Source organism: Niallia circulans (assembly GCF_003726095.1).
Taxonomy (GTDB): domain Bacteria; phylum Bacillota; class Bacilli; order Bacillales; family Cytobacillaceae; genus Niallia; species Niallia circulans_A.
Window position 1 is genome coordinate 412925 of the sequence record NZ_CP026031.1, and the last position, 26432, is coordinate 439356.

Consider the following 26432-nt stretch of genomic DNA (forward strand, 5'->3'; position numbering starts at 1 on the left):
GGAATCACATGCGATATTTAGATGAAGAAGCGATTGAAAATATAGCAGTTGGAGCAGCATTTCTAGGTACAGGGGGTGGAGGGGACCCTTACATAGGAAAAATGATGGCTCTTTCAGCGATAAAAGAAAATGGTCCCGTTCAACTTTTGTCACCCGAAGAAGTAGAAAATGATGATTTTTTTATCCCAGCGGCAATGATGGGGGCTCCATCTGTGTTGATAGAGAAATTTCCAAAAGGTGATGAATTCGTACGTGTATTTAAAAAACTAGGTCAATATTTAAATAAAGAAGTAAAGGGAACATTTCCCATGGAAGCAGGGGGAGTCAATTCCATGATTCCTATTGTAGTTGCTGCACAGTTAGGATTGCCGCTCATTGATTGTGATGGAATGGGACGGGCATTTCCAGAACTACAAATGGTAACCTTCCATCTAAATGGCGTTTCTTCTACGCCGATGGCTATAACAGATGAAAAAGGAAATATCGGTATTATGGAAACAATTGATAATAAATGGACAGAACGGATTGCTAGAGTAGCTACCGTTGAAATGGGTGCAAGTTCATTAGTTAGTATTTATCCATGTACAGGGGAGCAGTTAAAAAAATATAGTGTGAAAAATATTATTACCTTATCTGAAACAATTGGACAAATTATCCGCTCCAATACAAAGGATGAATTAACCAAACTACACGAACTCTTAGATACTACTAGTGGATATCATTTGTTTGATGGAAAAATTATAGATGTTGAACGAAATACAATGGGAGGGTTTAATAGGGGCTGTGTAACATTAGATGGATTGGAGCAATTTACCGGAGAAGAAGTACAAGTATTTTTCCAAAATGAAAATTTAGTAGCCCAAAAAAATGGTAAACCATTAGCTATGACTCCTGACCTCATTTGTTTAGTAGATTTAGAAACATTAAATCCAGTTACGACAGAAGCGCTGAAATATGGAAAAAGAGTGAGGCTGCTGGCATTGCCTTCTGATCCCCAGTGGAGAACAGAGAAAGGGATTGAAACAGTAGGACCAAAGTATTTTGGTTACGATATTTCCTATACACCATTAGAGGATCTTGTGAGAAAGGAAGTGTGATAGATGTATAAAGTAGGAATTGATGTTGGGGGAACAAATACAGATGCTGTTATACTTGATGAAGGTTTAAATTTAATCCATCAAGTAAAAATGCCTACAAGTGAAGATATCGAGTCAGGGATTGTCTCTTCTTTAAAAAGAGTATTAGAAGAAGCAGGGATTGATAGAAAAAAAGTAACCCATGCGATGTTAGGAACTACTCAGTGTACAAATGCTATTGTGGAAAGAAAAAAACTAGCTAAAGTAGGTGTGATTCGACTGGGATATCCTGCAACGGCCTCTGTCCTTCCTTATACTGCTTGGCCAAAGGAAATGGTTTCTGTCTTAACGGGAGAGTATCGCTTAGCCGGAGGCGGGTATGAGTATGATGGACAAGTACTGTCTAGCTTTTCAGAGGAAGAAATCCGCTCCATTTTAAAGGAATGGAAAGGAAAAGTAGAAGCAATAGCAGTTGTTGGTGTTTTTTCTTCCTTGAAAAACGATCAAGAACTTCGAGTAGCCGATTTAGTGGCAGAAGTGATGGGAGAAGAAACCCCAGTATCTTGTTCTTCCTTAATTGGTTCTGTTGGATTAATTGAAAGGGAAAATGCAACGATATTAAATAGTGCTTTATTTAAGGTTATTGCAGCAACAAGCAATGGCTTTGAAAATGCATTAAGAGAAGAAGGAATAACAGATGCCCAAGTATTTCTCTGCCAAAATGATGGAACATTGATGTCGATAGAGTATGCTCGGAAATTTCCCATTTTAACGATTGCATGTGGACCAACTAATAGCATTCGTGGGGCATCTTATTTAGCTGGGATTAAAGATGCGATGGTATTAGATGTAGGTGGAACGACATCGGATATTGGTGTCTTAACAGCCGGATTTCCGCGTGAGTCTTCGCTTGCAGTAGATGTAGGCGGAGTCCGAACAAATTTCCGTATGCCGGATATTGTATCCATTGGATTAGGCGGAGGAAGTATTGTCCGAAACGTGAATAATGAAGTAACGATTGGACCAGACAGCGTAGGTTACCGAATTACTGAAGAAGCGCTTGTCTTCGGGGGGAAACACTCACAACAACGGACATTGCAGTACGGTTAGGAGTTGCAGAGATAGGAAATCCAGAATTAGTGAAACATATTGATGAAGAATTCGCTCAACAAGCATACGCGAAAATAGCCGCAATGACGGAAGAAGCAATTGATAAAATGAAAACAAGTAATAATGATGCCACGGTTGTTTTAGTAGGAGGCGGGAGCATCATTATCCCAAGACAGTTAAAAGGGGTAAAAGAAATCATTCATAATGAGAATGGTGCGGTTGCCAATGCAATAGGCGCATCCATTTCGCAAATCAGCGGACAATATGAGCAAATATATATCTATTCACAAACTCCTCGTGATGAGGCGCGAAAAGATGCGGAAGAAAGAGCGAAACAGCAAGCAATATTAGCTGGTGCAAAAGTGGAAACAATTGAACTTGTAGAAATAGAAGAAATTCCGTTAGCATATCATCCAGGAAATGCGACAAGACTAAGAGTAAAGGTAGTAGGAGAACTAACGTAATGTTAGCTGATTAAAACAAATGGACTGCAAGAAGAAAGAGAAAATGAGTGCCTCATTTTCTCTTTCTCTTTATATGTGCCATGATATCAGATTTTAAATAGATTCTTTCTTTATTGCCAACATTGAGCGGTTCTAGAATCCCCTTTTTTACACAGTCATGGATATATTGCCGTGTACATCCTAATAATTCGGTAACCTGTGAGGTAGAAACTAATTCTTCTTCTAAAAACTTTCTAAATTCCATATCACTTTTAAATTGAATCATAAAAATCGTCCCAATCTTTATAGTATATTATTATGTAACTATTCAATACCCAAAATTTTAACTAACTAATCATTTCTATTAAATGAAGATATCTTAACGAACCATAAAGTCAGTCTGCTTTCTTTTTCGAGACCCACTTTCTATTTATCTAACGGATAAAAGCATATATTTTCCAAAAAAAAATAGATATAATGAGAGGGAGAAATTTCGAATTAAGTATGCCAAGAAGTGGAGGGTAATATGTTCAAAAATAAGTTGGGCAAGGTAAGATCTGGATGGATTATTGTGCTAGCCTTAGCAACAACAACAATTATTCAATCTTTATTAATGATTCCAGGGACGGTTCTCACTGTAGTGTTGCAAATGGTGACGGATCCAAATAGTTTGAATGAAAATGTGGAAGATGTGATAGAATCATCTCCTTGGTTTATTCTTTTTACTCAAGGGATTGGCTTAATTGGCGGTATAGGAATGCTGTTTTTATTGTGGAAATTTGTGAATAAGAAAAAGATCAAAGAGATGGGGTTTGGGCATTTTACTTCCGATTTCTTTATTGGGTTAATTCTTGGTGCGGTTTCTATTATTTTTATCTTTTTACTGTTACTAGTTACTAAGAATATAGAGCTGACAAATTCAATTAGTTCACCGAACTTTTCAGCCTATACCATTTCCTATCTACTGTTTTTTATTTTAGTCGGTTTTTCAGAGGAATTGACCTTCAGAGGTTATATTATGTCTACACTTACCGATAACGAAAATTCAAAATGGGTAGTATATATCGTTTCGTCATTAATTTTTGGGATAGCTCATTTATTAAATCCACATGTAGCGGCTCTTGGAATTATCAATATTTTTCTTGTAGGACTTTTATTTGCTTATATGTATGATAAGACAAAAAGCCTTTGGATGCCAATTGGCTATCATATAACATGGAATTATTTCCAAGGGAATGTGTTTGGTTTTCCAGTCAGTGGTACCACTCCCCATGGTCTATACGGAATAGATGTTTCCGTGGGAAATGATTGGCTAACAGGTGGTTCTTTTGGTCTGGAAGGCGGTTTTTTAGCGACAATCATTATTGTTCTTGGATTCGTTATTACGAATTTATTTACAAAGAAAAGGTAATTTTCAATAAGCATATTATAAAGTTAAATTAATATTGTCATAGAATAATTAATGAATCTGCGATATAATAAATCGAGCTAAACAATAGCATAGTAAAAATCCGTTTCGGCGGTGGAGGTTCTAGCTACCCTCTTTAAAAAACTAAGAAAAAACAGTACTACTTTCTTAGTAGTGCTGTTTTTTCTATATGAAGGAGATTTGCAAAATGAAAAACGAAAAAGCGGTTGTTGTATTTAGTGGGGGTCAAGATAGCACTACTTGTTTATTTTGGGCTATAAAAAATTTCAAAGAAGTAGTAGCTGTAACGTTTGACTATAATCAAAGACATATTACAGAGATTGAATGTGCACAGAAAATCACCGAAGAGCTTGGCATTAAACACCATATTCTTGATATGTCTCTGCTAAATCAGCTGGCGCCAAATGCATTAACAAGAGACGATATTGCAGTCGAAGATGGCAAGGAAGGAGAGCTGCCTTCCACATTTGTTCCAGGACGAAATTTATTGTTTATGTCGTTTGCTGGTGTATTAGCAAGTCAAATACAAGCAAAACATATTGTAACAGGTGTATGTGAGACAGATTTTAGCGGCTATCCAGACTGTCGTGATATCTTTGTTAAATCATTGAATGTAACATTAAATCTTTCTATGGATAAACAATTTGTCATTCATACTCCACTTATGTGGTTAAATAAGGAAGAAACATGGAGATTTGCGGATGAGTTAGGTGCTTTTGACTTTGTTCGTGAAAAAACACTAACATGCTACAACGGAATTGTGGCAGATGGCTGTGGAGAATGTCCTGCTTGTAAGCTGCGTAAAAAGGGATTAAATGATTATCTCGCTGTTCGAAAGGGGTTATAAGAGAATGCATGACTTTCGAATAGTAGATAGATTGCAAAAATTTGGGGAAGATATTTCTTCTAAGCAATTAAAATATCATTGCAAACGTGTTATGGTTAGTAAAGAGTTTACCTTTGATGCGGCACATCACCTGCATGCTTATGAAGGAAAATGTATGAATCTTCATGGACATACATACAAGGTCGTTTTTGGAATAAGTGGATATTTAGATAACCGAGGATTAATGATAGACTTTGGTGACATTAAAAAAATATGGAAAAACGAGATTGAAATTTACTTAGATCATCGCTACTTGAATGAAACTCTGCCACCGATGAATACAACAGCCGAAAATATGGTATATTGGATCTTTGAAAAAATGGCAGAGGCTTTGAATAAAGATGAGATAAAGCAAGCAGATAATGGGGCTAGAGTAGAATTTGTTCGTCTCTATGAAACTCCTACTAGTTATGCAGAAATGAGAAGGGAGTGGATGGAGAGTGAGTAAAGTACCTGTTATGGAGATTTTTGGACCAACGATACAAGGAGAAGGAATGGTCATTGGCCAAAAAACGATGTTTGTCAGAACAGCTGGCTGTGATTATTCCTGCGCTTGGTGTGATTCTGCCTTTACTTGGGATGGCAGCGGTAAAGAGCTGATTAAGCAAATGCAGGCAGAGGAAATATGGGAGGAACTAGTTCGACTAGGGGGAGACGGATTTTCTTTTGTCACCCTTTCAGGAGGAAATCCCGCCCTCTTGAAAAATCTTTCCTTTCTGGTAAATTTATTAAAGGAAAAGGAAATAAAGATTGGCCTTGAGACACAAGGGAGCAAATGGCAAGATTGGTTTATAGATATTGATGAACTAACTATTTCTCCTAAGCCGCCAAGTTCTAAAATGAATACGGATTTTGACATGTTGGATTCCATTGTGCAAAGATTAAGAAATGCTAATCGAAGTACTCATATTAGCTTAAAAGTTGTTGTATTTTCTGATGAAGATTACAACTATGCCAAAAAAGTGCATTTGCGTTATCCTGACATTCCTTTTTTCTTGCAAGTTGGGAATGAAGATAATAAAACGACTGATGATACTAAATTAGTCGAGCATTTATTGGCGAAGTATGAGTGGTTGATTGATAAAACTATGCTTGATCATCAATTCAAAAATGTGAAGGTACTTCCACAGCTACATACGTATATTTGGGGAAATAAGCGTGGAGTGTAGATAGTCGGGAAGGATTTTAGGAGGATTTTAGAATGAGTAAAATTAATACTCCTCAAATAGAGGAGGCTGTTCGCTTACTATTAGAAGCAGTTGGAGAAGATCCAAATAGAGAAGGATTATTAGATACTCCAAAACGGGTAGCGAAAATGTATGAAGAGGTTTTTTCTGGTCTTACCATCGATCCAAAAGAGTATTTTGAAACGATTTTTCATGAAGACCATGAAGAATTGGTATTAGTAAAGGATATTCCTTTTTACTCCATGTGCGAGCATCACTTAGTCCCTTTTTACGGGAAAGCACATGTTGCCTATATCCCGAAAGGCGGAAGAGTGGCTGGGTTAAGTAAGCTTGCTCGAGCAATAGAGGCAGTTTCAAAACGCCCTCAGCTTCAGGAACGAATAACGTCCACTGTGGCAGATACAATGATGGAAACACTTGAGCCTCATGGAGTAATGGTCGTGGTAGAGGCAGAGCATATGTGTATGACCATGCGTGGAGTGAAAAAGCCTGGTGCTAAAACAGTTACATCAGCTGTACGAGGTGTATTTCAGACTGACAGTGATAAGCGCACAGAAGTTTTTGCGATGATTAAATAAGATAATAAAAAAGCAAAGCACCTTAGAAGGAGCTTTGCTTTTTTATTATGCCATATTCTCACTAGTATCTATTTCATTCGACTGATACTGTTTTGTATCTAATTCACCAAGTGTTTTACTTGTTACAACACCTGACACCATTGATCCACTTACATTTAGAGCAGTACGACCCATATCAATTAATGGTTCAACAGAAATTAATACACCAGCCAAGGCTACTGGTAAGTTTAAAGTAGAAAGAACGATCAATGTTGCAAATGTTGCTCCTCCGCCCACTCCAGCAACCCCAAAAGAACTGATCATAACGACAATAATTAATGTCGCGATGAAAGATGGGGATAAAGGATTGATTCCTTGTGTTGGTGCAATCATGACTGCAAGCATTGCAGGGTAGATACCAGCACAACCATTTTGGCCAATCGAAACTCCGAAGGATGCAGAGAAGTTAGCAATAGATTCCGGTACACCTAATTTATTCCTCTGTGCTTCAATATTTAAAGGCATTGTTCCTGCACTTGTACGTGATGTGAATGCAAAAGTAAGTACAGGCCAAACTTTTTTCACATATTGTTTTGGGCTAAGTCCCATAATCGCAAGAATAATTAAATGAATAATAAACATTGCTATTAAGGCAACATAGGACGCAATAACAAATTTTCCTAGTTTCACAATTGCATCAAGGTTACTTCCTGCAACTGTCTTTGCCATAAGCGCAAGTATTCCATATGGAGTTAATCGTAGTACTAATGTTACAATTCGCATCACTATTGTATGTAATGATTCAACGATTTTTTGGAAGAAAGCTGCTTGCTCTGGATTTTTTCTTCTAATCCCTAGGAATGCAACGCCAACAAATGCCGCAAAAATTACTACCGCAATAGTAGAAGTTGGTCTTGCACCAGTTAAATCTTGAAATGGATTAGCTGGTAAAAAGCTAAGAATTTTCTGTGGTACAGTTGTGCTTTGGACTTCCCCCAAAGATTCTTCTAATTGCTGTCCGCGAAGAACTTCAGCATCTCCAGCGTTTACATCAATTGCTTTTAAGTCAAAACCTGCAGCAGATGCGATCCCGATTCCTGCAGCTATAGCTGTTGTTAGTAATAATGTTCCGATTACGAGACCACTAATTTTCCCGAGGTTAGCTGATTTTTCTAATTTCGTGAAGGCCGCCACAATGGAAATAAAGACTAGTGGCATAACGATCATTTGTAACAGTTTTACATATCCGTTTCCAACTAATCCGAACCAATCATTTGTAACCGTGATTACTTCTGAAGTCGGTTCAAAAAATAACTGTAAGATGGCCCCAAATAATACACCTAGTCCTAAAGCGGTAAACACGCGTTTAGAGAAGGATATATGTTTCTTTTGCATATAGAATAGAACACTAAGCAAAATAAGTAATATAATAATGTTTAAAATAGCATAAAGATTCAATGCTATGTCCTCCTTTTATTGTAATTCCTATAGGTTAAATAGGGATTGCATAATTTCTTTAAAAGACTAACACTAATTGCCTCATTTGTAAATATAATTTTCAAAAAATAAAGAGGTTTTTATGAAGTGAACAGTACTATTCTGTTAAAATAATAGAAAATAGTTTTTTGGGGGGATAGGATGTTTGTACTCGATTACCAATCTCCAATTGGAGTAATAGAGATAACTGGAACAGAAAAGGCAATTTATTCGATCTTATTTTCAGAGAAAGAGTCGCCAGAGAACCAGATAGATGATCAGACGCCTCAGGTTTTAATGACATGTTATAAACAGCTTGATGCTTACTTTAATGGAAATAGTCAAGATTTTTCTTTTCCTATTGAAATGGATGGGACTCCATTTCAAAGGCAAGTATGGAATGCTTTAACTAGTATTCCCTATGCAGCAACGGGATCGTATAAGGATATTGCAAATAGCATCGGTAACGAAAAGGCAGTTCGTGCGGTGGGAAGTGCAAATGGCAGGAATAAACTATGCATTGTCATTCCATGTCATCGAATAATAGGAGCGAATGGAATGCTGACTGGCTATGCGGGTGGTTTATGGAGAAAGGAATGGCTGCTTAGTCATGAGCAGAAATGGAAAACTATCACTATATAATAGGACAAAGACAAAACTCCATCGATGGTACTTTCCCTTTAGCTATGGGTTAGTTGTGCAGGTTAATGAAAAGTATCCGATTCTTATTGAATCGGATACTTTTCTGCTTCTCATTTAGAACTAATAAAGCTCTATTGAAGTACCAGCTCCACCTACGCTGTGTACAGTGATAACCACTAATGTTATCCAACCTATTTTTTATTATAAATGAAAACGATTTCAAAATCAAATATTGTGAAGTGGTGAACTATTTTCAGAATATTATTTCTTTTTTTAGTAAGATGTTTTTTTGTTCGTTAAATATAGATGTTAATGGAAGAGAATAATTTTCTGTTTTCTGTAAAACTTATAAAAAAGGAGTGATTTGGATGAACGAACAAAACGGAGCGAATATCCCTGATTTTGGCCAAATAAATGATCACATGATGAATGCTGATTCAGATAAGACAAGTGTATCGATTAAGACAAGTTTAGATCCTAAAAATGTGCTAGAAGATAATCCTTATTTTGATAAAACAAAAACATATAGTAAAGAAGAGTTGGAAAAATTCAAGAAATTTTTTGGAGGATAAGTAGCAAAATTCCACCTATAAATTCATAATGATAGTGTCATACTCCTTGGCAGCTGATGAAAAACATGTTCATACATATTAACAGCTGGAAAGGAGTAATTTTTATTCTTAGTCTATCAAGCATATTTAGAGCTTCTTTACTTGCATTTTTATATAGAAAATGATTAAATGTATATACTTGTTTTTATACTATATGGTATAAAAAATTTTTATACAGAGTGATTTGTTTTTTCTCATAACTATGGACCATAAAATTAATCGTATATATATAGTGTTTGTAAAATTGAAGGGAGGAAGTAGCAAATGGGGATTGTGGTTGTAGAAATTTGTGATGGAAGTTTGATCACTTCAATAAATTTAGAAGAAATACTAGAATCTAAATATCCAGAAGTAGCCGTGATTGAAAGCAGCTGTCTTTCCTTTTGTGGAATGTGTGCAAAACGTCCTTATGCAATTGTAAACGGAAAAAGAATTTTTGCAAAAACTACTGAGGAATGTCTTGAATTAATAATGAAACAAATTGAAGCAGAATTAGCTGTATTTGCTTAATAGAAGAAATAATAGAAAAGGGAAGTCTTAAGAATTAATTTCTTGATGACTTCCCTTTTCTATTATTGTAAGTCTTTTCTAAGAAAAAGTCTTTATACCACTACTAACGAGGAATCATGCTGGGAAACAAACTTTACGACAAACTTACAGTGATTGTCTCCTTCTGTTCGGCAGTATGTTCTCGTAACATCCTCTGCATGGAGAACTTTTTTGAGCATTTCTGTCTCACATTTACAGGCTATTTTAAACTCCTTTGCTACCTCGAGGATAGGACAATTATATTCTGTTATTTCAAAAGTATGGTCGTCCACTTTTGTTAAATCAGCCATATATCCTTTTTCATTTTGAATAGTAATCATTTCTTGCATTTTTTCAGCAGGATCTTTGTCATCCATACGTGAAATATACTCTTTTGTTAGACGTTCTTCTCGTTTGTTGAATAATTGCTGAACCGAATCTTTTCCATACAGTTCTTTAACGTCGTGTAATAAATCGATGCTGATTCCTTCATAACTCTTTGGAAAAAACTGTTCTGCTTTTTCCGCCAAAGTAAAGCTTTGAATAGGTCGGCCCATTGGCTGTTTGATAAATTCGGATTGGATTAAACTATCTTTTTCTAATATTGTTAAGTGCTTTCGCACAGCCATATGTGTTATTTGCAGACGATCGGTAAAATCGTTTACCGTTAAGGAACCCTCTTTCTTAAGAAGATACAGAATTTTATCTTTTGTCGTTTTTTGTGTTGGAACCATTTTAAACCTCCATTCTATTTCATTGGAGAAAAAAATCAAAAAGATTTTTAAAGGTATAGAAATTAATTATACCAGAAAGTATAAAATGTTGAAAGTAGTTACCTGTACAAGAGTCAGTGCATAAGATTAGGTTAGTTAGTAAAAAAACATCCACCAATTTAGGCCAAAGTAATTGATTTTTTTTTATGGATGGTTTATTGTTTAAATATACTTTTTAAACTAATAAGTATAAAAAATAAAAAAATGGAGGAAACACAAATGACTACATATTCATTACCAGCTTTATCATACGAATTTAATGCTTTAGAACCACATATTGATCAGAAAACGATGGAAATTCATTATGGAAAACATCATCAAACATACGTTAGTAATTTAAATGCTGCACTGGAAGGACAGGATGCATTACAAGCAAAATCTTTAGAAGAGTTATTAAGCAATCTGGATGAAGTTCCAGAACAAATCAGAACTGCTGTAAGAAACAATGGTGGTGGGCACTTAAACCATTCCTTATTTTGGGAAGTAATTGCCCCAGCTTCGGGTGCTAATACTCCTTCTGGTGAATTAGCAGAAGCAATGAATAAAGCTTTTGGAAGCTTTGATGAATTCAAGCAGCAATTTACTGCTGCTGCTACTACTCGATTTGGATCTGGTTGGGCTTGGCTGGTTGTTGATAAAGAAGGCAACTTAAAAGTAACAAGCACGCCAAATCAAGATAATCCAATTATGGATGGCGAACGTGCTATTTTAGGATTGGATGTATGGGAGCATGCTTACTATTTAAATTACCAAAACAGAAGACCTGAATACATTTCCAATTTCTTCTCTATTGTTAATTGGAGTGTAGTAGCTGATAAATTTGCTAATAATAACTAATCAGATAGATGAAGATAAGATGTTTCCTGCTTATCTTTAAGCTTGGAGGAAAATATGAAGCTTGTAGGAGTTTCCGGATCGTTAGTTGGTTCTAAAACAGCTAAGGCGGTTAATGAGGTTTTAGTTGCTGCCAAGGCACTTGATCCAACTATTCAAGTGGAATTAATTGATTTAAGAGAATATGAGATCGAATTTGTGAATGGAGTGCCATTAAGTTATTATAATGATGATACGATTAAAGTGGTCAATACTATTTTGAGTGCAGATGCTCTTGTGATTGGAACACCAGTATATCAAGCTTCCATTTCAGGTGTATTAAAAAATCTCTTTGATCATCTACCGGTCGATGCATTTAAATCAAAAGTAACAGGAATGGTTATCACGGGTGGTACAGATAAACATTTTCTTGTGATGGAATATCAATTAAAACCAATTCTTACGTATTTTAAAGCACTGGTTACCGTGCAAAATGTATTTGTTCATAACGATTATTTCGATGAAGAGAATGAAATTACAGACAATGATGCCAAAGAGCGAATGATTAAATTGGCTGAGGAAATTATTTATTTGCTGCGGTAGTTATCATTTAGAAATGTTCTAAAAAGGCAGATTCTGCGAAGTTAGCAGGTCTGTCTTTTTTTGTATTTAAAGAGCGTACTGCTTCTCAAAAATTCAAGTTGAAAGGAAAAATCGTTTCTTTCTGATTTTTAAATATAGTTAGTTGTTAATAATGGTGTAATGAAAGGGAAAGGTTAATATAAACATTAACTTTGTTTAGATGATTTACTAAGCGATAAATAAGATTAACATATTCATTAACTTAATGCATGAAAAATATATTAAGATTTATATGAAAGTTATTGACAACGCTTACAGATGATTGTATAAATAACTTATGAGATATTTTATAAAAAGGTTGTTTTTAAAAATGTTGTTCTCTTTTTTGGGGGATTCAACACAACTTGAGACTATCAGTAAATAAACAACAAACTTTGTAAAAATCGCCTTTTGCTATTAAGTTGTATTATAGTGTCATGTAAAAAGGGAGGGGAGGAATGACAAAACAAATAAACTGTCGATATGTTGGTGAAAAGGAAAGTAATTTTGAATTAAATGCTACATAAAGAGAACAAAGTAAGTCTACGCTTAAAGTGATAGAAATGCAGATTAGTATTATCCTTTTTGTTTTATAAAAGAAATTAAAAATAGGGGAGAATATAAAATGAAAAAAGTAAAAATATTACTTTCAAGTTTTGTGATTTTCAGTATGTTGCTTTTAGGTGCATGTTCAAGTAGCAGTAGCAGTAATGCGGATGGGAAGAAAGAAATAACGTTTATGTTTAGAGGAGGGCCAGATGAGAAAACGGCTTATACTGAAGCGATTAAAAAGTTTGAAGAATCGCATGAGGACGTGAAGGTGAAAATCATTAATACAGATGCTGATCAATATGCTACTAAATTATCTGCTGCTGTTTCCGGTGGGAATGTACCCGATGTTTTTTATCTTGATTCTGGAAGTATCGCAAATTATGTTGATAATGGCATCATTAAAGATATTACAGAAGAAGTTGAAAATGCAGATTTTGATTTAGATAGTATTTGGAAATTTGGTGTAGACATCTATCGCTATGATGGAAAAACGCCTGGTCAGGGTGCGCTTTATGGATTACCAAAAGATATCGGTCCATTTGCGCTAGGTTATAACAAAGACATGTTTGAAGAAGCCGGAATTCCGTTGCCAGATAAAGATAAAGCCTATACTTGGGATGAATTCTTGAAAATTAGTCAAGAATTAACAAAAGATACAAATGGTGATGGCGAAGTTGATCAATGGGCAAGCGGTTTTAATGCCACATGGACTCTGCAATCATTTGCTTATAGTAATGGGGCGTCCTTTTTAAATGATGCTGGAGATACTGTAACAGTTGACACACCAGAATTTGCAAGTTCTTTGCAGTTCCTTGCCGATTTAACTAATAAATATAATACAACACCAAATGCTTCACAAGCAGAAACATTGGACACATACCAAAGATGGATGAATGGCGAATTGGCTTTCTTCCCAGTAGGTCCATGGGATATGAGTACATATGCCAAACTAGATTTTGAATATGATCTCATGCCATGGCCATCTGGTACAACAGGAAAATCAGTCGCATATGTTGGTTCTCTAGGATTAGTAGTTTCAGAGACTACAAAATATCCTGATTTAGCGACTGAATTGGCCATTTACTTGTCTGCAGATGAAAATGCACAACAAACATTATTAGATGCTAAAGTGCAAATTCCGAATTTAATTGATATGGCTGAAGAATGGGCTAACGATACAGAAACGGTTCCAAATAACAAGAAAGAATTTTTAGATATTGTGCGAGATTATGGTGTTCCGTACCCAACTTTCGCTACCTATAACTCTCAATGGTTAGATGAATTCTGGTCGAATATTACTCCTGTGATGCAAGGAAAACAGACTGCAGCTGATTTCGTAAAAGAAATACAGCCTAAAATGCAAAAACTTTTGGATGAAGCCAACGAACAAGCGAAAATGTCTAAATAACTAGGATGTCTTATTACTAAGAGTAACCTCACGAACTTCAAGTGGAACTTCTTGTGAGGTTCTCTGCTTTTAAGACATCACCAATCGTTAAAGAGGTGATAATATGTCCAGTGTGATAGCTACAAATAGTGAAAAAAATAAAAATCCGAAAATAAAACCAAAAAGAAAAACTAGTAACTTATATAAGCAAGAACATAGAGTTGCACTGATGTTTGTGGCTGCTCCAATTATTGGGTTCCTATTATTCTCTGTTTATCCATTTGCTTATTCTGTATATGCATCTTTTACAGATTGGAATGGCTTGAATAGGATGAACTTTGTCGGCTTGGATAACTTTATTAAACTATTTAAAGATGAATATTTCTATCAAACTCTCTATAATACAGTTTTTTATATGATAGGAATTCCCATTGGATTAGGATTGGCATTGCTGCTCGCAATGGCTTTGAGCAGGGGGCTGAAAGGGACTACTGTTTTTAGAACGATCTACTATATTCCTGTTATCTCTTCTCTGGCGGCGATATCCATCATGTGGGCATGGGCTTATAATGGAGATTTTGGATTGATTAATCAATTTTTAGATTTATTTGGCATTAAGGGCCCGAACTGGTTAGAAAATACTGCAACTGTTAAACCTGCAATTATCCTGATGGCAGTATGGAAAGGGTTAGGTTATTCGATGCTGCTTTATTTAGCTGCAATTCAAAGTGTTTCTAAAACCTATTATGAAGCGGCTGATCTAGATGGTGCAAATTCTTTCCAAAAATTTAAAAGTATCACATGGCCAATGGTTAAACCGGTAACGTTTTTCTTAGTTATTACAAACATAATTGGCGGATTCCAAATCTTTACTGAAATTAACATTATGACCCCGACTGGTGGTCCATCTTATAGTGCAGCGTCTATTGTTTGGTACGTATGGCAAAAAGCATTCAAATATTATCAAATGGGATATGGTTCAGCAATGTCACTTATTCTATTTATCTTTATCTTTATCGTAACTGTTATTCAATTTTATTTTAATAGAAAATCAGATTATAGTTTGGATTAAGGGGGTGCATAGTATGAAAAAGCATAAGAAAATAACGGATATATTCATTTATTTCATTCTCACAATTGGTTCCGTGTTTATGATTGGACCATTATTATGGATGATTACCACTTCATTAAAAGACAAGACTGGTGTATTTGCCTTGCCGCCACAATGGATACCAGATCCCTTTCAGTTTGATGCATATACTAAATTATTTCAGCTTGATACTTTGGGATACGGACTTAAAAATACCATAATTGTCTCTTTAACCGTAACTATTATTGGTACCATAACCTCTAGTATGGCTGCTTTTGCTTTTGCAAAACTCAGAATGCCTTTTAAAAATACATTATTCTTGATTTTATTAGCTTCAATTATGATTCCTTATCCGATTATTATGATTCCCCAATTCGTAATGTTTTCTAAAATGGGTTGGGTAGATACATTATTACCGTTAATTGTGCCAGGTTTATTTGGAAATATTACGATGATTTTCTTCCTTCGTCAATATCTAACAAATGTGCCTTATTCTTTAATTGAAGCAGCAAAGGTAGACGGAGCAGGTTACCTTCAAATTTTCTTTAAATTAATTTTCCCTGTTATTCGCCCAGCGGTAGCGGCACAATTTATTCTTTGGTTCATGGGTGTGTGGAATGACTATTTAGCACCACTAATCTATTTAAATAGTCCAGAGAAACAAACATTACAAGTAGTTATTGCAAACTTAAAAGCAACTTACGCTATTCAAACGGATTATCCATTGATTATGGCAGGTTCTGTTGTTTCCTTACTTCCAGTATTAATCGTATTCTTGATATTTCAAAAACAGATTATTGAATCAGTTGCCTTATCAGGTGTGAAAGGATAACCAGGAGGATCAAGCTATGAAAATGAAAGAAGAAACAAGAAAAGGATTAGAATTGATTGAATCATACGGCTGGGGAACATTGGGTACGCATGATCCTACGATTATCAAAGAAGATGATTTCTACTATATGTTTTCAACAGATACATATATCGATAATGCGCCAACTGAGGGGGCACAAATTAGAAAATCAAAGGATTTAATTCACTGGGATTATATTGGAACTGCATTGAAGGCTGTTCCTCAAGAGGCTAAAGAGTGGTCCAAGGCATTAGGCTTATGGGCCCCTGAAGTTATTAACTATAAAGGTCAATATTATATGTATTATTCCGCTTCCACTTTTGGAAGTACGATTTCTTGTATTGGATTGGCTACTGCTGATCATTTAAAAGGACCTTGGTGTGATCAAGGGATTGTGCTTCAAACAAATCCAGAAATTGCAACACATAATGCCATAGATGCAAATGTAGTAAGGGATAAATATGGTAAGTACTGGCTTTGTTATGGATCCTTCTTTGGAGGCATTTACCTTGTCGGACTAAATATGGAAACAGGGATGCCGGTTGCTGAGGATGGTTATGGAACATTGCTTGCGATAAGACCAAAAGAAGTAGAAGGTGCGATAGAAGGCGCTTTTATTATCTACAATTCGGCATTTGATTATTATTATTTGTTTACTTCTTATGATAGTTTACATGATAGTTACAATATTCGTGTAGCGAGATCGAAAGAAATAACCGGTCCTTATGTGGATGTAAACGGTAAAAATATGATAGATACAGAGGATGAACCACATACTATTGGTGTTAAGTTAGTGGGAAGCTATCAGTTTGAAGATGATATTGCTTGGATTGGACCAGGTCACAATTCCATTTTTACCGAAATGAATAAACAATTTATGGTTCATCATGTTCGTTTAGAGGAATTTTCTCCCTATCATTATGGATTTATACGAGAAATGTTTTGGCTAAAGAGCGGCTGGCCGGTTGTATCGCCAGAATACTACTATCATACTGAACCACCTAATTATTCCGTTCAGGATCTATTGGGTGATTGGGAATATATTTCTTTTGATGAAGACAGAAGAGTTAAGCATAGTAAAAGGTTTTCTTTAAAAGAGAATAGTCTAACTGAGATTGATTCATTAGGTAATAATCAGTTTGCCTTTGCGGATAGAAATTTTGAGTTTGTTATTTTTCCAGTTAAAGATTGGAGAAACAATGTAGAGACAATAGCCTTCTCCGGTTTAACAAAATCAGGAAATGCTATATTTGGAAAGAGGGTGTAATCTATGGTGTGGTCAAACAAAGTGATGATCGTTCTTGATAGGCTGTTAAGTGTCATCATTCTTAATCTGCTTTGGATTATGGGGAGCATAATTGGGCTTGGAATTTTCGGGATTTTTCCAGCAACCTATGCCCTTAATGTCCTAATTAGAAGAGAGGAGTTTTCTAATGATTTTCCATCATTTAGTAGGCTTGCGAAGGAATACTTTTCTGCATATAAGCAGAACTTTCTAAAAATGAATGGTGTTGGAATTATTTATTTCCTTGTATTATATGTGCTTTGGATCGATTTACAGCTGGTACGAGGAATGACAGTTGGGGCTGCTATTTTCTATTATCCAGTTCTATTCTTCATTATATATGTTTTGGCTGCTCTTCTTTATACATTTCCCATTGCCATTTATACCCATGGTACGTTCAAGGAGAAAGCGAAATTAGTATTGAGTTTACCGTTATTACTACCTTTACATACAGTATTTAGTTTACTCTTTTTTTTAGTACTTTTAGCAGTAGCTTATAAGTTTAGTATTATAATCCCGCTATTTTTAATTAGTACCTATTTTTTATGTATAGATAAGTTCATAGCAGGAGATTTAGTCAAAAAAGGAATAATAAGAGATTTTGAATAGATAAAATGCTGAAGGAATTTTTATTAGATGGAAATCATACAACGACAGATTAAAAATGATAACTTATGCAGTTTTTAAATTTCTCAATCAAATAAGTTCTAAGATAATCATAACGATGGCTATTTGGATAATTTGATGGGAGAGACAATCTTTATAATCTGAAATGTAATGGATAAAAAGGAGAGAGTAAGATGACGAATGTCAAGACAGTTCATTATAACAACCCAATAGTTTTACAAAGAGCAGATCCTTGGGTATATAAACATACAGATGGATACTATTATTTTACTGGTTCTGTTCCTGGCTATCAGAAAATAGAAGTCCGCAGAGCTAGAACATTAAATGGGCTGAAAAATGGTGAAAGTGCATTTGTTTGGCATGCTCATTCAACAGGCCCATTAAGCTCTCTAATTTGGGCACCGGAAATTCATTATATCCATGGAAAATGGTATATCTACTTTGCCGCTGCAGAGTATGATTACCCTAAAAATGGGATTTTTCAGCATCGGATGTTTGTACTTGAATGTGCTGATGAAGACCCTTTAACTGGAAGATGGATTGAAAAGGGTCAAGTGAAAACGGCTCAAGAAAGTTTTAGTTTAGATGCAACGGTGTTTGAATTACACGACAAGCTTTATTATGTGTGGGCGCAAAAGGAGCCAGCTATTCCAGGGAATTCTAATCTATATCTATCTGAAATGGAAAACCCTTGGACCTTAAAAGGGAAGCAGTTATTATTATCTGTTCCTGAATACGCTTGGGAGAAAATCGGATTTTTAGTGAATGAAGGTCCAGCAGTATTGATTAGAAATGGAAAAGTCATCATAACCTATTCAGCTAGTGCAACCGATGAAAATTATTGCATGGGAATGCTTTGGGCAGATATAAATTCCGATTTATTAGATGGATATTCTTGGACTAAATTAGATAAGCCAGTTTTTAGCAGCGCTCCAGAGAATCAACAATATGGTCCAGGACATAATAGCTTTACTATTAGTGAAGATGGAAGGGAAGATGTTCTGATCTATCATGCAAGACCATATACAGAAATAGAGGGAGATCCTTTGAATAATCCAGATCGCCACGCGAGAGCACAAGTATTTACTTGGGATGAGAATGGGCTGCCAGTGTTTGGTAAGCCAAGTAAGGATTAGGAAATATAATAAAAGTTTAAAAGGGTGGGACAAAAGAATTTTACATAAAGAAAAAGCCAAACTATAATACAATAAACATCGTAATAGTTCGGTTTTTTCTTTTCGCTGATTTATCTTTTTTATAGCTAAAAAACAAGTTCGTTCCATTGCGCTCCAGTCACTCGCTTTCCGCGGGGAGGAAGCTGAGCCTCCTCACTGCGCTGCAGTGACCCCTAAAAGTTAGACGCAGTTATTTCATTAGGCAACTTGTTGAAAATGAGTTCGGTATTGTACCGGACTCATTTTGAATTTTCCCTTTAACCGTTTTCTATTATAGTATTCTATATATTTTTCTAATTCTAGTTTAAAGTGGTTCACACTTTCAAATTCCTTAAAATAAAGGAGTTCTGACTTCAGTATCCCAAAGAAGTTTTCCATTACAGAGTTATCGTAACAGTTCCCTTTACGTGACATACTCTGTTTAATCCCTTTTGCTTGAAGCAAGTTGCGATATTGTTTCATTTGATAATGCCAACCTTGGTCGGAATGCATGAGTAATTGATGCCTTTTTGGTAAGGATTCTAATGCTTTTTCTAACATGTCCGAAACTAATGAATACGTTGGTCGAGAACCGATGGTATACGTAATAATTTCCCCATTAAATAAATCTAATACAGGCGATAGATACAGCTTTTCCCCAAATAACTTGAATTCTGTAATATCTGTTACCCATTTTTCATTTGGTGCGTCCGCACTAAATTGACGGTCTAAATGATTTGGCGCAATTTTACCGACTGTGCCTTTATAAGATTTATATTTTTTCATCCTCACTAGACATTTTAAACCCAGCTCTTTCATGATTCGTTGAACCTTTTTATGATTTACTTTTTTTCCACGATTCACTAGCTCATCCCGAATACGTCGGTATCCGTAACGACCTTGATGTTCTTCATAAATGGCTTGGATTTCTCTTTTTATATCGGTGTCTGGATCAGGTCGATTCATTCGTTTTACTAAATCATAATAGGTGCTGCGTGGAATGCCAGCGAGTTTTACGAGTGACTTCACCGAATACTTATGCCTTAACTCATAGACTACTTGTGCTTTGTCTTGTTTGGTGATTTTTCCTTGTTTTGAACTAAGGCATTCAACTTTTTTAAATACTCATTTTCCATTTCCAGTTGTTTTATTCGATCTTCTAGTGCTTCAAAAGAACGATCAGTAGAACTTTGTTTATTTGAATCTTTTTTCATGGATAGACGTCCCTGTTCCTGTGACTGAAGGGCCTCTATCCCTTGTGTTTCAAACTTTCTTTTCCAAACAGCTAGAGTGGAATGCGCTGGGATATTAAAAATAGCTGCCGTTTCACATAGAGAAGTACCATTTTCAGTCATATATTGTAGTACTTCTAGTTTAAACATTTGTGTATAACTTGTACAACGTTTCATCAATGCCTCTGCACCATTGTAGTTGTATTGTCTTACCCATTTAACAATCGATTTGTGATCTATTCCAATTGATTTTCCAATTTCTCTGTAACTTTCTTTTCCGCTTAAATAGCGAGTTACGGCTTGTAGCTTCATTTCCGCAGTAAATTTGGACAAAAAAACTGCACCTCCAATTATTGTAGATAGTGTCTAACAATTGGGGTGCAGTTCACGCCTGCGGGGTCTCAGCCTTTCCTCTATTTCCCGCAGGAGTCGAGTGTCTTCCACTCCATTTCACTAATCTTATAAAATGGGGCGAGAAACAAAAATAGATTTTATTTATCATTCGTCTAATTCAACAAATGATTATTCAGCTTTAAGCATATCCTTTTTAGTTTTGTCTCAGCCCCTTTCAGTAAAAGACCAGATCATCCATCCATCAGTTTAAAGGCAAGAGCGTCTACTGCAACATGGAAACTTGTCTTTTACTCGATTTTTTTAGTTTCTGTTTGCTTGTCAGTATCTAGTAAATTATTAACGAAACTTGACATCTAGACACAATTCTTTCAATGTATAAAGTAATAAATAATAATAGGTGAAAAAAATGGGAATTAAAACATTGTTAATTGCTCCTTATCCTGCATTGGAGCATGTGATGGAAGAATGCATAAAACTAGAGCCTGACCTTAATATGAAAATTGAATTGGCCAATCTTCAAGAAGCAATTCCAATTGCAAAAGAGGCTGAAAAACATGGTGTTGAGGTTATTATAAGTCGTGGGGGAACCGCGCAATTAATAGAACAGGAAGTGAATATTCCAGTTGTTGACATACATGTTTCTGGTTATGATATGCTCCGTGTTTTGACCCTGGCAAATGATTATCCAGGCAAAAAAGCGATTGTCGGTTTTTCTAACATTACAATTGGAGCGAAGGCGATAACGGACTTGTTAGAAATACCTATTGAGGTATTTACAATCGAAGATGCTATTGAAGTTGATCCATTAGTCAATCAATTGAAAATGGATGGATATCAATTAATTATTGGAGATGTTATAACTCGTGATGCCGCCGCTAAATATAATCTAGAAGGAATACTAATACAGTCAGGCAGAGAGGCAATATTTGAAGCAATTAAAGAAGTGAAGAGCATCTACCGAATGCTGAGAAAGCAGCGTTTTCAAATGAGTATTATGCAAATGATTATAGAAAGACAGTTTTCGGATGTCATTGTAATGACTCGTGATGGAAATATTGTCTATGAAAATTGGAAACGATTTAGGGAGTCCCCGCTATCGGTCAAAAAAATGATAAATATAATTCAACAAAAAAATGATAATAAAGAAGAATTAGATATCATTGAAACGGATCAGCATAAACGAGTAAAACAGATGGTGATTCCTATAAAGGTAGAGGGGGAACTTCATTATTTATTTGCTTTTTCTTTTATGAAAGATTTAGTACCGGATAACTCCTTACATATTATAGATATACAAACTCCGCCCGTTATCCTTTCGAAAAGTGATAGTATGAAAAGGTGCATAGAAAAGATTCAAAATAATCTTAGTAGTTATGGTTGGATACTTATTGGGAAATCGGGTACAGGAAAAAAGTTAATCTCCAAATGGATTCATTTTCAAAAAAATAGAGGGAATGGTTTTTTGGCTGTTATGTCTGCCAATGCATTTATCAATATGAACCAACAGTTGGATCCTGATATAAAAACAATTTATTTGAATGAAATAGAGATGTTAAGCCATGAAGAGTTAAGGATATTTGTTGGAAAAGTTAAGCGTAATTACAATAATGGCATCACAGTTATAATAGCGATAGAGACGTCAGACGTAAATAGGTATACTGCTCTTCCTTATCTTGAATTTATACGAGTTGATTTACCAATTTTGGTTGAACGTAAAGAGGACATCAGACCATTAGCGACCCACTTTTTAACTGCATTTCATGCTGAATTTGGCACTTCAGCGATCAAGATAAAGGAAGATGCATGGAAAGTATTGGAATCCTATTCATGGCCAGGAAATGTCGAAGAATTATATATACTTATTCATGATGCTGTTAAGGAAGAAAAAGGATTTGTAATAGGAAAAGGGCTTATACAACAGCTACTTGGGGATCGGTTGAGTAAAATGGAAATGTTTGATAATGAATATTTACAAGGTACATTAGAAGAAATAGAAAAAAGAATTATTGATGCCGTCATGAAAGAAGAAAATTACAATCAAACAAAAGTTGCTGAAAGACTCGGGATTAATCGAACAACTTTGTGGAGAAAGCTGAAACAATAAAAGTTTCAGCTTTTTTATTTTTTTGTTTCATTTTGCAACGTTTTATACTAATTATATTGTGGTAATAGGTGAAAGCAGTTACAATTTTAATTGTAAACGATTACTTGTTGTTTAAAATTGAAACATATAAAAAGGAGTGTTAAAATTATGAAGATTAAAGAAACGTTGGATCGGATTCCTGGAGGGATGATGGTAGTTCCGTTGTTAATTGCAGCATTATTAAATACATTTGCTCCAAATCTTCTGAGAATCGGGAATTTTACAGAGGCTTTATTTGTTAATGGATCATCTACTTTAATTGCATTATTTCTATTGTGTACTGGAGCTCAAATAAATGTAAAATCATTTGGGGTATCTGTTGGGAAAGGGGCAACATTATTAATCACAAAATGGGTTGTTGGTGCAGCCTTTGGATTACTAGCATATCTGTTTGCTGGAGATAATGGTCTTTGGTTAGGTTTAGCTCCTATTGCAGTAATTGCCGCGATGACAAATAGTAATGGAGGCTTATTTGTTGCTTTAGTTGGGCAATACGGAAGTAAGGAAGACAGAGCTGCTTATTCCTTATTAGCTCTTAATGATGGACCATTTTTAACAATGGTTGCTCTATCCATTTTTGGTGCAATGGGATTTGTGGACGGTTTATTTTCTTTTACTTCTTTTATCTCTGTACTTCTTCCAATCATAGTTGGTATGGTATTAGGTAATTTAGATGATAAAATGAGAGATTTTTTAGATAGTGGAAGTTCTATGTTAATTCCATTCTTTGCTTTTTCTCTCGGGATGGGCATCAATTTTTCTGCCATTCTAGAAGGTGGATTGGCTGGTATTATTCTAGGATTATTAACCGTTTTTGTAACCGGAACTGCTGGTTACTATGTGTTTAAGCTTTTAAAATGGAATCCGATTGTTGGGGCTGCTGAGGGCTCCACAGCTGGGAATGCAGTTGCAACACCTGCAGTAATTGCCGCTGCAAATGCTAGTTTTGCATCGGTGGTTGATATTGCAACAGTACAGGTGGCCGCATCAGTGGTGACCACGGCAATACTGCTTCCAATCTATGTAGGTTTCTTAGTGAAAAGATTAGAAAAAAAGGGATATAAGTTTGAGGAACAAGGTATCAAAATGTAAGATAAGGATGTGTTCGACGTGAAAAACAAAATGGGGATTATTGCTGATGATTTAACAGGCGCAAACGATTCTGGTGTGCAGCTGGCGATAAAAAAGTTATCTACTAGTGTTGTATTTGATTATACAAATTCATCTAAAGAGATGGCTTCAGATGTTCTAATAGTAGATACGGACAGTAGAGCGAGAGCAAAAGAGGATGCATATAAGGCAGTAGTAGAGGCAGCAACCTTTCTCAAAAGGAATGGGTATAAACATATTTATAAGAAGGTAGATTCCACATTAAGAGGCAATTTAGAGGCAGAACTTGCAGCGCTAGAATCTGTTTATAATCCAGATATGGTTGTTATTGCGCCGGCCTATCCTAAAATGAGACGTCAAACCATCAATGGGCACCATTTTGTAGACGGTAAAATCATTACAGAAACCGAATTTTCCAATGATCCGAAGACACCTGTGCAGGAATCATTTTTGCCTAAGCTTTTAAATTCGAAGAATAACAGGAAAATTACGTTGTTGAATAAGGAAGTTTGGCATAAGTCTAAAGAGGAGATAAACAACCTTATACAATCAGCCTTAGTAGAAGGGAATAAATGGTTTGTTTGTGATGCTGCAGCTGAAGAAGATCTTATAAATATTGCTAAACTATTTTCTGAGCAAAATAAGTCGATTATTTGGGCAGGGTCTGCTGGCTTGATAGAATACCTGCCGGAAATGCTGCATTTGATACCTTCATCAGTAAAAGAACAGGAAGATATGGAAATCCAAACTACTTTGATTGTATCTGGAAGCTTATCTCACGTAACGAAAAAACAATTATTCAAGGTTGATAGATTGCAAGATTCCTATTTTATGCAGGTTGACCCTGTAGATTTAATAAATGGTAGCTATAGGCTGGATGAGTTTATGGGAATAGTCCAGCAGAATAAAGAACATCATCATTTTGTTCTTTATGTGGAAGCGGATGATGACAACAGAAAGCGTGCCATTGAAGCAGGTAAGATGCTTGGATTAAGTAAACATGATGTTAGTGCAGCAATATCAAATGGTTTGGGTACCATTTCAACCCATATAGTAAAAAATGTTCCTTTTATTAAAGGGTTAGTTTTAACAGGAGGAGATACTGCAAAGGCAGTATGTCGTGCGCTGGGAGTAACAGAAATGGATTTATATATGGAAATTGAGCCAGGACTTCCTTTTGGAAAAATTAGAACAGAAACGAATAGCTATTGGGCTGTAACGAAAGCAGGAGGCTTTGGCCAAGAAGATTCCTTAATAAAAGCATTAGAGTTTTTAATTAACAATAGAAGGGTGATAGTATGAGTAATGTAAAACCAATTGTAGGGATAACAATGGGAGATGCAGCAGGGGTAGGTCCAGAGATTATTTTAAAAAGCCTTGGTAAAGAGGAAATGTATACGATTAGCAGACCATTGGTGATTGGCGATAGTAAGATTTTGAATAGAGCCAAACAATTCGTTAATAGTGATTTAGCTATCCAAAATATTTCCGTCGAGGAAATTAACGAAATAACCTATGATTATGGCACTGTTTATTGTTTAGATTTAAATTTATTGGATGAAACACTTCCGGTAGGGAAAGTGGCTCCAGAAGCTGGAAATGCGGCATTTCAATATCTTGCTAAAGCCATTGAGCTTGCAAAAGAAGATAAAATCCATGCAATATGTACAGCGCCACTAAATAAAGAGGCGTTGCATAAAGGGGGGCATAAATATCCAGGCCATACAGAAATTCTAGCTGACCTTACTGGTACTCAAGATTTTTCTATGATGCTGTCTGCTCCGAATTTAAAAGTTATTCATGTTACAACACATGTTGGAATTCTTGATGCGGTTAAGATGATTAATCCCGAACGTGTCTATCATGTTATTAAACTTGCTCATGATACTTTACAAAAGGCAGGTATTTCTAATCCGAAAATTGCTGTTTGCGGCATTAATCCACATGCTGGTGAAAATGGATTATTTGGTTATGGAGAAGAAGAAGAAAAAGTAATTCCTGCTGTAGAAAGAGCACAAAAAGAAGGGATAGAAGCAGTTGGTCCACTTCCGGCAGATACATTATTTTTCCGTACGGTACGTGGGGATTTTGATATTGTAGTAGCAATGTATCATGATCAAGGACACGGTCCAGTGAAAGTATTAGGATTAGATGCCGGAGTAAATATTACCGTTGGTTTGCCGATTATTCGAACAAGTGTAGATCATGGAACGGCATTTGATATCGCAGGAAAAGGAATCGCGGATGAAAAAAGCTTGATGGAAGCAATGCGACAAGCTGTAGAACTAGCTCCTAAATGACATCGAATTTATTCACCCAAGAAGATCCATTTATTAACTTGTTAGTGTATTTGATAGATAAATAAAGCGAAGCTTTATCTTAACTTCATCATTCAGTAATTCTCCGCATCTCAAGCTGCTGAATTTGAGGAAGCTGGATATGGGAGCTCGATATAAAAATGCGAAATTGCAACTAACCATCAGTGGGATAAGCAAA

General features: G+C 35.6%; 25 protein-coding genes, 1 pseudogene and 1 riboswitch. Of the genes and pseudogenes, 22 read left to right on the forward strand and 4 right to left on the reverse strand.

The genetic code is table 11. The features are described 5' to 3' along the window. Positions 1 to 8 precede the first annotated feature (8 nt). Positions 9 to 1097: an S-methyl thiohydantoin desulfurase family protein gene (locus tag C2I06_RS01845; RefSeq protein WP_095334042.1), complete on the forward strand. Its 1089-nt coding sequence runs from the start codon at positions 9 to 11 to the stop codon at positions 1095 to 1097. A 3-nt stretch (positions 1098 to 1100) separates the two neighbouring features. After that, positions 1101 to 2650, forward strand: a pseudogene (locus C2I06_RS01850) (hydantoinase/oxoprolinase N-terminal domain-containing protein). A 52-nt stretch (positions 2651 to 2702) separates the two neighbouring features. Here the strand turns inward: C2I06_RS01850 and C2I06_RS01855 are convergent. Then, positions 2703 to 2915 carry a helix-turn-helix transcriptional regulator gene (locus C2I06_RS01855; RefSeq protein WP_095334038.1) on the reverse strand — a complete coding sequence of 71 codons (213 nt, stop codon included), beginning with the start codon at positions 2913 to 2915 and terminating at the stop codon, positions 2703 to 2705. Positions 2916 to 3155: 240 nt separating this feature from the next. Here C2I06_RS01855 and C2I06_RS01860 point away from each other — a divergent pair, with 240 nt between their 5' ends. The 5 genes from C2I06_RS01860 to folE all read left to right on the forward strand — a co-directional run bounded on the left by C2I06_RS01860 (position 3156) and on the right by folE (position 6709). Next, positions 3156 to 4040 (forward strand): CPBP family intramembrane glutamic endopeptidase, encoded by an 885-nt coding sequence (locus C2I06_RS01860; RefSeq protein ID WP_095334037.1) that lies wholly within the window; start codon positions 3156 to 3158, stop codon positions 4038 to 4040. A gap of 108 nt (positions 4041 to 4148) precedes the next feature. Further along, positions 4149 to 4191, forward strand: a riboswitch (PreQ1 riboswitch). A 36-nt stretch (positions 4192 to 4227) separates the two neighbouring features. Then, positions 4228 to 4905, forward strand: a complete 678-nt coding sequence (queC, locus tag C2I06_RS01865; RefSeq protein ID WP_123257358.1) for a 7-cyano-7-deazaguanine synthase QueC — start codon at positions 4228 to 4230, stop codon at positions 4903 to 4905. A gap of 4 nt (positions 4906 to 4909) precedes the next feature. Then, complete coding sequence (gene queD / locus C2I06_RS01870; protein ID WP_095334033.1) at positions 4910 to 5392, forward strand: 6-carboxytetrahydropterin synthase QueD; 483 nt, start codon at positions 4910 to 4912, stop codon at positions 5390 to 5392. Next, positions 5385 to 6113: a 7-carboxy-7-deazaguanine synthase QueE gene (queE, locus tag C2I06_RS01875; protein WP_061799649.1), complete on the forward strand. Its 729-nt coding sequence runs from the start codon at positions 5385 to 5387 to the stop codon at positions 6111 to 6113. The genes queD and queE overlap by 8 nt, the downstream gene beginning before the upstream one ends. Before the next feature lie 32 nt (positions 6114 to 6145). Then, positions 6146 to 6709: a GTP cyclohydrolase I FolE gene (gene folE / locus C2I06_RS01880; protein WP_095334029.1), complete on the forward strand. Its 564-nt coding sequence runs from the start codon at positions 6146 to 6148 to the stop codon at positions 6707 to 6709. Positions 6710 to 6754: 45 nt separating this feature from the next. Here the strand turns inward: folE and C2I06_RS01885 are convergent, their stop codons facing one another. Continuing rightward, complete coding sequence (locus C2I06_RS01885) at positions 6755 to 8146, reverse strand: L-cystine transporter (protein ID WP_095334028.1); 1392 nt, start codon at positions 8144 to 8146, stop codon at positions 6755 to 6757. A 180-nt stretch (positions 8147 to 8326) separates the two neighbouring features. On the opposite strand from C2I06_RS01885, the gene C2I06_RS01890 reads away from it, so the two are divergent. The 3 genes from C2I06_RS01890 (at position 8327) to C2I06_RS01900 (ending at position 9927) form a co-directional block, all read left to right on the forward strand. After that, the gene (locus C2I06_RS01890; protein ID WP_095334026.1) at positions 8327 to 8806 is read left to right on the forward strand and encodes a methylated-DNA--[protein]-cysteine S-methyltransferase; all 480 of its coding nucleotides are present in this window, start codon (positions 8327 to 8329) and stop codon (positions 8804 to 8806) included. A 368-nt stretch (positions 8807 to 9174) separates the two neighbouring features. After that, positions 9175 to 9378 carry a hypothetical protein gene (locus tag C2I06_RS01895; protein WP_095334024.1) on the forward strand — a complete coding sequence of 68 codons (204 nt, stop codon included), beginning with the start codon at positions 9175 to 9177 and terminating at the stop codon, positions 9376 to 9378. A 303-nt stretch (positions 9379 to 9681) separates the two neighbouring features. Further along, positions 9682 to 9927 carry a YuzB family protein gene (locus tag C2I06_RS01900; protein WP_047941554.1) on the forward strand — a complete coding sequence of 82 codons (246 nt, stop codon included), beginning with the start codon at positions 9682 to 9684 and terminating at the stop codon, positions 9925 to 9927. 92 nt (positions 9928 to 10019) lie between these two features. On the opposite strand, the gene C2I06_RS01905 is transcribed toward C2I06_RS01900, so the two are convergent. Beyond that, positions 10020 to 10679 carry a helix-turn-helix transcriptional regulator gene (locus tag C2I06_RS01905; RefSeq protein WP_095334023.1) on the reverse strand — a complete coding sequence of 220 codons (660 nt, stop codon included), beginning with the start codon at positions 10677 to 10679 and terminating at the stop codon, positions 10020 to 10022. Positions 10680 to 10937: 258 nt separating this feature from the next. Between C2I06_RS01905 and C2I06_RS01910 the strand changes: the two genes are divergently transcribed. From C2I06_RS01910 to C2I06_RS01945, 8 genes are all read left to right on the forward strand, one after another. Further along, positions 10938 to 11555, forward strand: coding sequence for a superoxide dismutase (locus tag C2I06_RS01910; protein WP_095334021.1), 618 nt, complete (start codon positions 10938 to 10940; stop codon positions 11553 to 11555). A 54-nt stretch (positions 11556 to 11609) separates the two neighbouring features. Further along, positions 11610 to 12134 carry an NADPH-dependent FMN reductase gene (locus tag C2I06_RS01915; protein ID WP_095334019.1) on the forward strand — a complete coding sequence of 175 codons (525 nt, stop codon included), beginning with the start codon at positions 11610 to 11612 and terminating at the stop codon, positions 12132 to 12134. A 643-nt stretch (positions 12135 to 12777) separates the two neighbouring features. After that, positions 12778 to 14112, forward strand: coding sequence for an ABC transporter substrate-binding protein (locus tag C2I06_RS01920; protein WP_095334017.1), 1335 nt, complete (start codon positions 12778 to 12780; stop codon positions 14110 to 14112). 208 nt (positions 14113 to 14320) lie between these two features. Then, positions 14321 to 15163 (forward strand): carbohydrate ABC transporter permease, encoded by an 843-nt coding sequence (locus tag C2I06_RS01925; protein WP_235850359.1) that lies wholly within the window; start codon positions 14321 to 14323, stop codon positions 15161 to 15163. Between the two features lie 13 nt (positions 15164 to 15176). Beyond that, entirely contained in the window at positions 15177 to 16013 is an 837-nt protein-coding gene (locus C2I06_RS01930) for a carbohydrate ABC transporter permease (RefSeq protein ID WP_095334013.1), read from the forward strand. Between the two features lie 16 nt (positions 16014 to 16029). Continuing rightward, entirely contained in the window at positions 16030 to 17298 is a 1269-nt protein-coding gene (locus tag C2I06_RS01935) for an arabinan endo-1,5-alpha-L-arabinosidase (RefSeq protein WP_206427983.1), read from the forward strand. A gap of 3 nt (positions 17299 to 17301) precedes the next feature. Further along, positions 17302 to 17925, forward strand: coding sequence for a YesL family protein (locus C2I06_RS01940; protein WP_095334011.1), 624 nt, complete (start codon positions 17302 to 17304; stop codon positions 17923 to 17925). A 191-nt stretch (positions 17926 to 18116) separates the two neighbouring features. Beyond that, positions 18117 to 19079 (forward strand): glycoside hydrolase family 43 protein, encoded by a 963-nt coding sequence (locus tag C2I06_RS01945; RefSeq protein ID WP_095334009.1) that lies wholly within the window; start codon positions 18117 to 18119, stop codon positions 19077 to 19079. A 237-nt stretch (positions 19080 to 19316) separates the two neighbouring features. Here the strand turns inward: C2I06_RS01945 and C2I06_RS01950 are convergent. Continuing rightward, a protein-coding gene (locus C2I06_RS01950) for an IS3 family transposase (RefSeq protein ID WP_095334233.1) occupies positions 19317 to 20662 on the reverse strand; the annotation gives its coding sequence in 2 pieces (ribosomal slippage) (positions 19317 to 20218 and positions 20218 to 20662; 1347 coding nt in all). Positions 20663 to 21089: 427 nt separating this feature from the next. On the opposite strand from C2I06_RS01950, the gene C2I06_RS01955 reads away from it, so the two are divergent. The 4 genes from C2I06_RS01955 to pdxA all read left to right on the forward strand — a co-directional run bounded on the left by C2I06_RS01955 (position 21090) and on the right by pdxA (position 26236). Beyond that, complete coding sequence (locus tag C2I06_RS01955) at positions 21090 to 22787, forward strand: sigma-54-dependent transcriptional regulator (protein ID WP_123257359.1); 1698 nt, start codon at positions 21090 to 21092, stop codon at positions 22785 to 22787. A 147-nt stretch (positions 22788 to 22934) separates the two neighbouring features. Continuing rightward, positions 22935 to 23918 (forward strand): 2-keto-3-deoxygluconate permease, encoded by a 984-nt coding sequence (locus C2I06_RS01960; protein ID WP_095333199.1) that lies wholly within the window; start codon positions 22935 to 22937, stop codon positions 23916 to 23918. 18 nt (positions 23919 to 23936) lie between these two features. Further along, complete coding sequence (locus C2I06_RS01965; protein ID WP_123257360.1) at positions 23937 to 25238, forward strand: four-carbon acid sugar kinase family protein; 1302 nt, start codon at positions 23937 to 23939, stop codon at positions 25236 to 25238. Further along, complete coding sequence (gene pdxA, locus C2I06_RS01970; protein ID WP_095333195.1) at positions 25235 to 26236, forward strand: 4-hydroxythreonine-4-phosphate dehydrogenase PdxA; 1002 nt, start codon at positions 25235 to 25237, stop codon at positions 26234 to 26236. The genes C2I06_RS01965 and pdxA overlap by 4 nt, the downstream gene beginning before the upstream one ends. The last annotated feature ends 196 nt before the right edge of the window (positions 26237 to 26432 follow it).

Bases quoted from the DNA above. Each gene is read 5' to 3' on its own strand.
- pdxA (WP_095333195.1), top strand. From the start codon at position 25,235: ATGAGTAATGTAAAACCAATTGTAGGGATAACAATGGGAGATGCAGCA.
- C2I06_RS01895 (WP_095334024.1), top strand. From the start codon at position 9,175: ATGAACGAACAAAACGGAGCGAATATCCCTGATTTTGGCCAAATAAAT.
- C2I06_RS01945 (WP_095334009.1), top strand. From the start codon at position 18,117: ATGACGAATGTCAAGACAGTTCATTATAACAACCCAATAGTTTTACAA.
- C2I06_RS01900 (WP_047941554.1), top strand. From the start codon at position 9,682: ATGGGGATTGTGGTTGTAGAAATTTGTGATGGAAGTTTGATCACTTCA.
- C2I06_RS01855 (WP_095334038.1), bottom strand. From the start codon at position 2,915: ATGATTCAATTTAAAAGTGATATGGAATTTAGAAAGTTTTTAGAAGAA.
- C2I06_RS01940 (WP_095334011.1), top strand. From the start codon at position 17,302: ATGGTGTGGTCAAACAAAGTGATGATCGTTCTTGATAGGCTGTTAAGT.
- C2I06_RS01925 (WP_235850359.1), top strand. From the start codon at position 14,321: ATGTTTGTGGCTGCTCCAATTATTGGGTTCCTATTATTCTCTGTTTAT.
- C2I06_RS01860 (WP_095334037.1), top strand. From the start codon at position 3,156: ATGTTCAAAAATAAGTTGGGCAAGGTAAGATCTGGATGGATTATTGTG.
- C2I06_RS01910 (WP_095334021.1), top strand. From the start codon at position 10,938: ATGACTACATATTCATTACCAGCTTTATCATACGAATTTAATGCTTTA.
- C2I06_RS01955 (WP_123257359.1), top strand. From the start codon at position 21,090: ATGGGAATTAAAACATTGTTAATTGCTCCTTATCCTGCATTGGAGCAT.
- C2I06_RS01960 (WP_095333199.1), top strand. From the start codon at position 22,935: ATGAAGATTAAAGAAACGTTGGATCGGATTCCTGGAGGGATGATGGTA.
- queC (WP_123257358.1), top strand. From the start codon at position 4,228: ATGAAGGAGATTTGCAAAATGAAAAACGAAAAAGCGGTTGTTGTATTT.
- C2I06_RS01935 (WP_206427983.1), top strand. From the start codon at position 16,030: ATGAAAATGAAAGAAGAAACAAGAAAAGGATTAGAATTGATTGAATCA.
- C2I06_RS01915 (WP_095334019.1), top strand. From the start codon at position 11,610: ATGAAGCTTGTAGGAGTTTCCGGATCGTTAGTTGGTTCTAAAACAGCT.
- folE (WP_095334029.1), top strand. From the start codon at position 6,146: ATGAGTAAAATTAATACTCCTCAAATAGAGGAGGCTGTTCGCTTACTA.
- C2I06_RS01930 (WP_095334013.1), top strand. From the start codon at position 15,177: ATGAAAAAGCATAAGAAAATAACGGATATATTCATTTATTTCATTCTC.
- queD (WP_095334033.1), top strand. From the start codon at position 4,910: ATGCATGACTTTCGAATAGTAGATAGATTGCAAAAATTTGGGGAAGAT.
- C2I06_RS01890 (WP_095334026.1), top strand. From the start codon at position 8,327: ATGTTTGTACTCGATTACCAATCTCCAATTGGAGTAATAGAGATAACT.
- C2I06_RS01905 (WP_095334023.1), bottom strand. From the start codon at position 10,679: ATGGTTCCAACACAAAAAACGACAAAAGATAAAATTCTGTATCTTCTT.
- C2I06_RS01920 (WP_095334017.1), top strand. From the start codon at position 12,778: ATGAAAAAAGTAAAAATATTACTTTCAAGTTTTGTGATTTTCAGTATG.
- C2I06_RS01845 (WP_095334042.1), top strand. From the start codon at position 9: ATGCGATATTTAGATGAAGAAGCGATTGAAAATATAGCAGTTGGAGCA.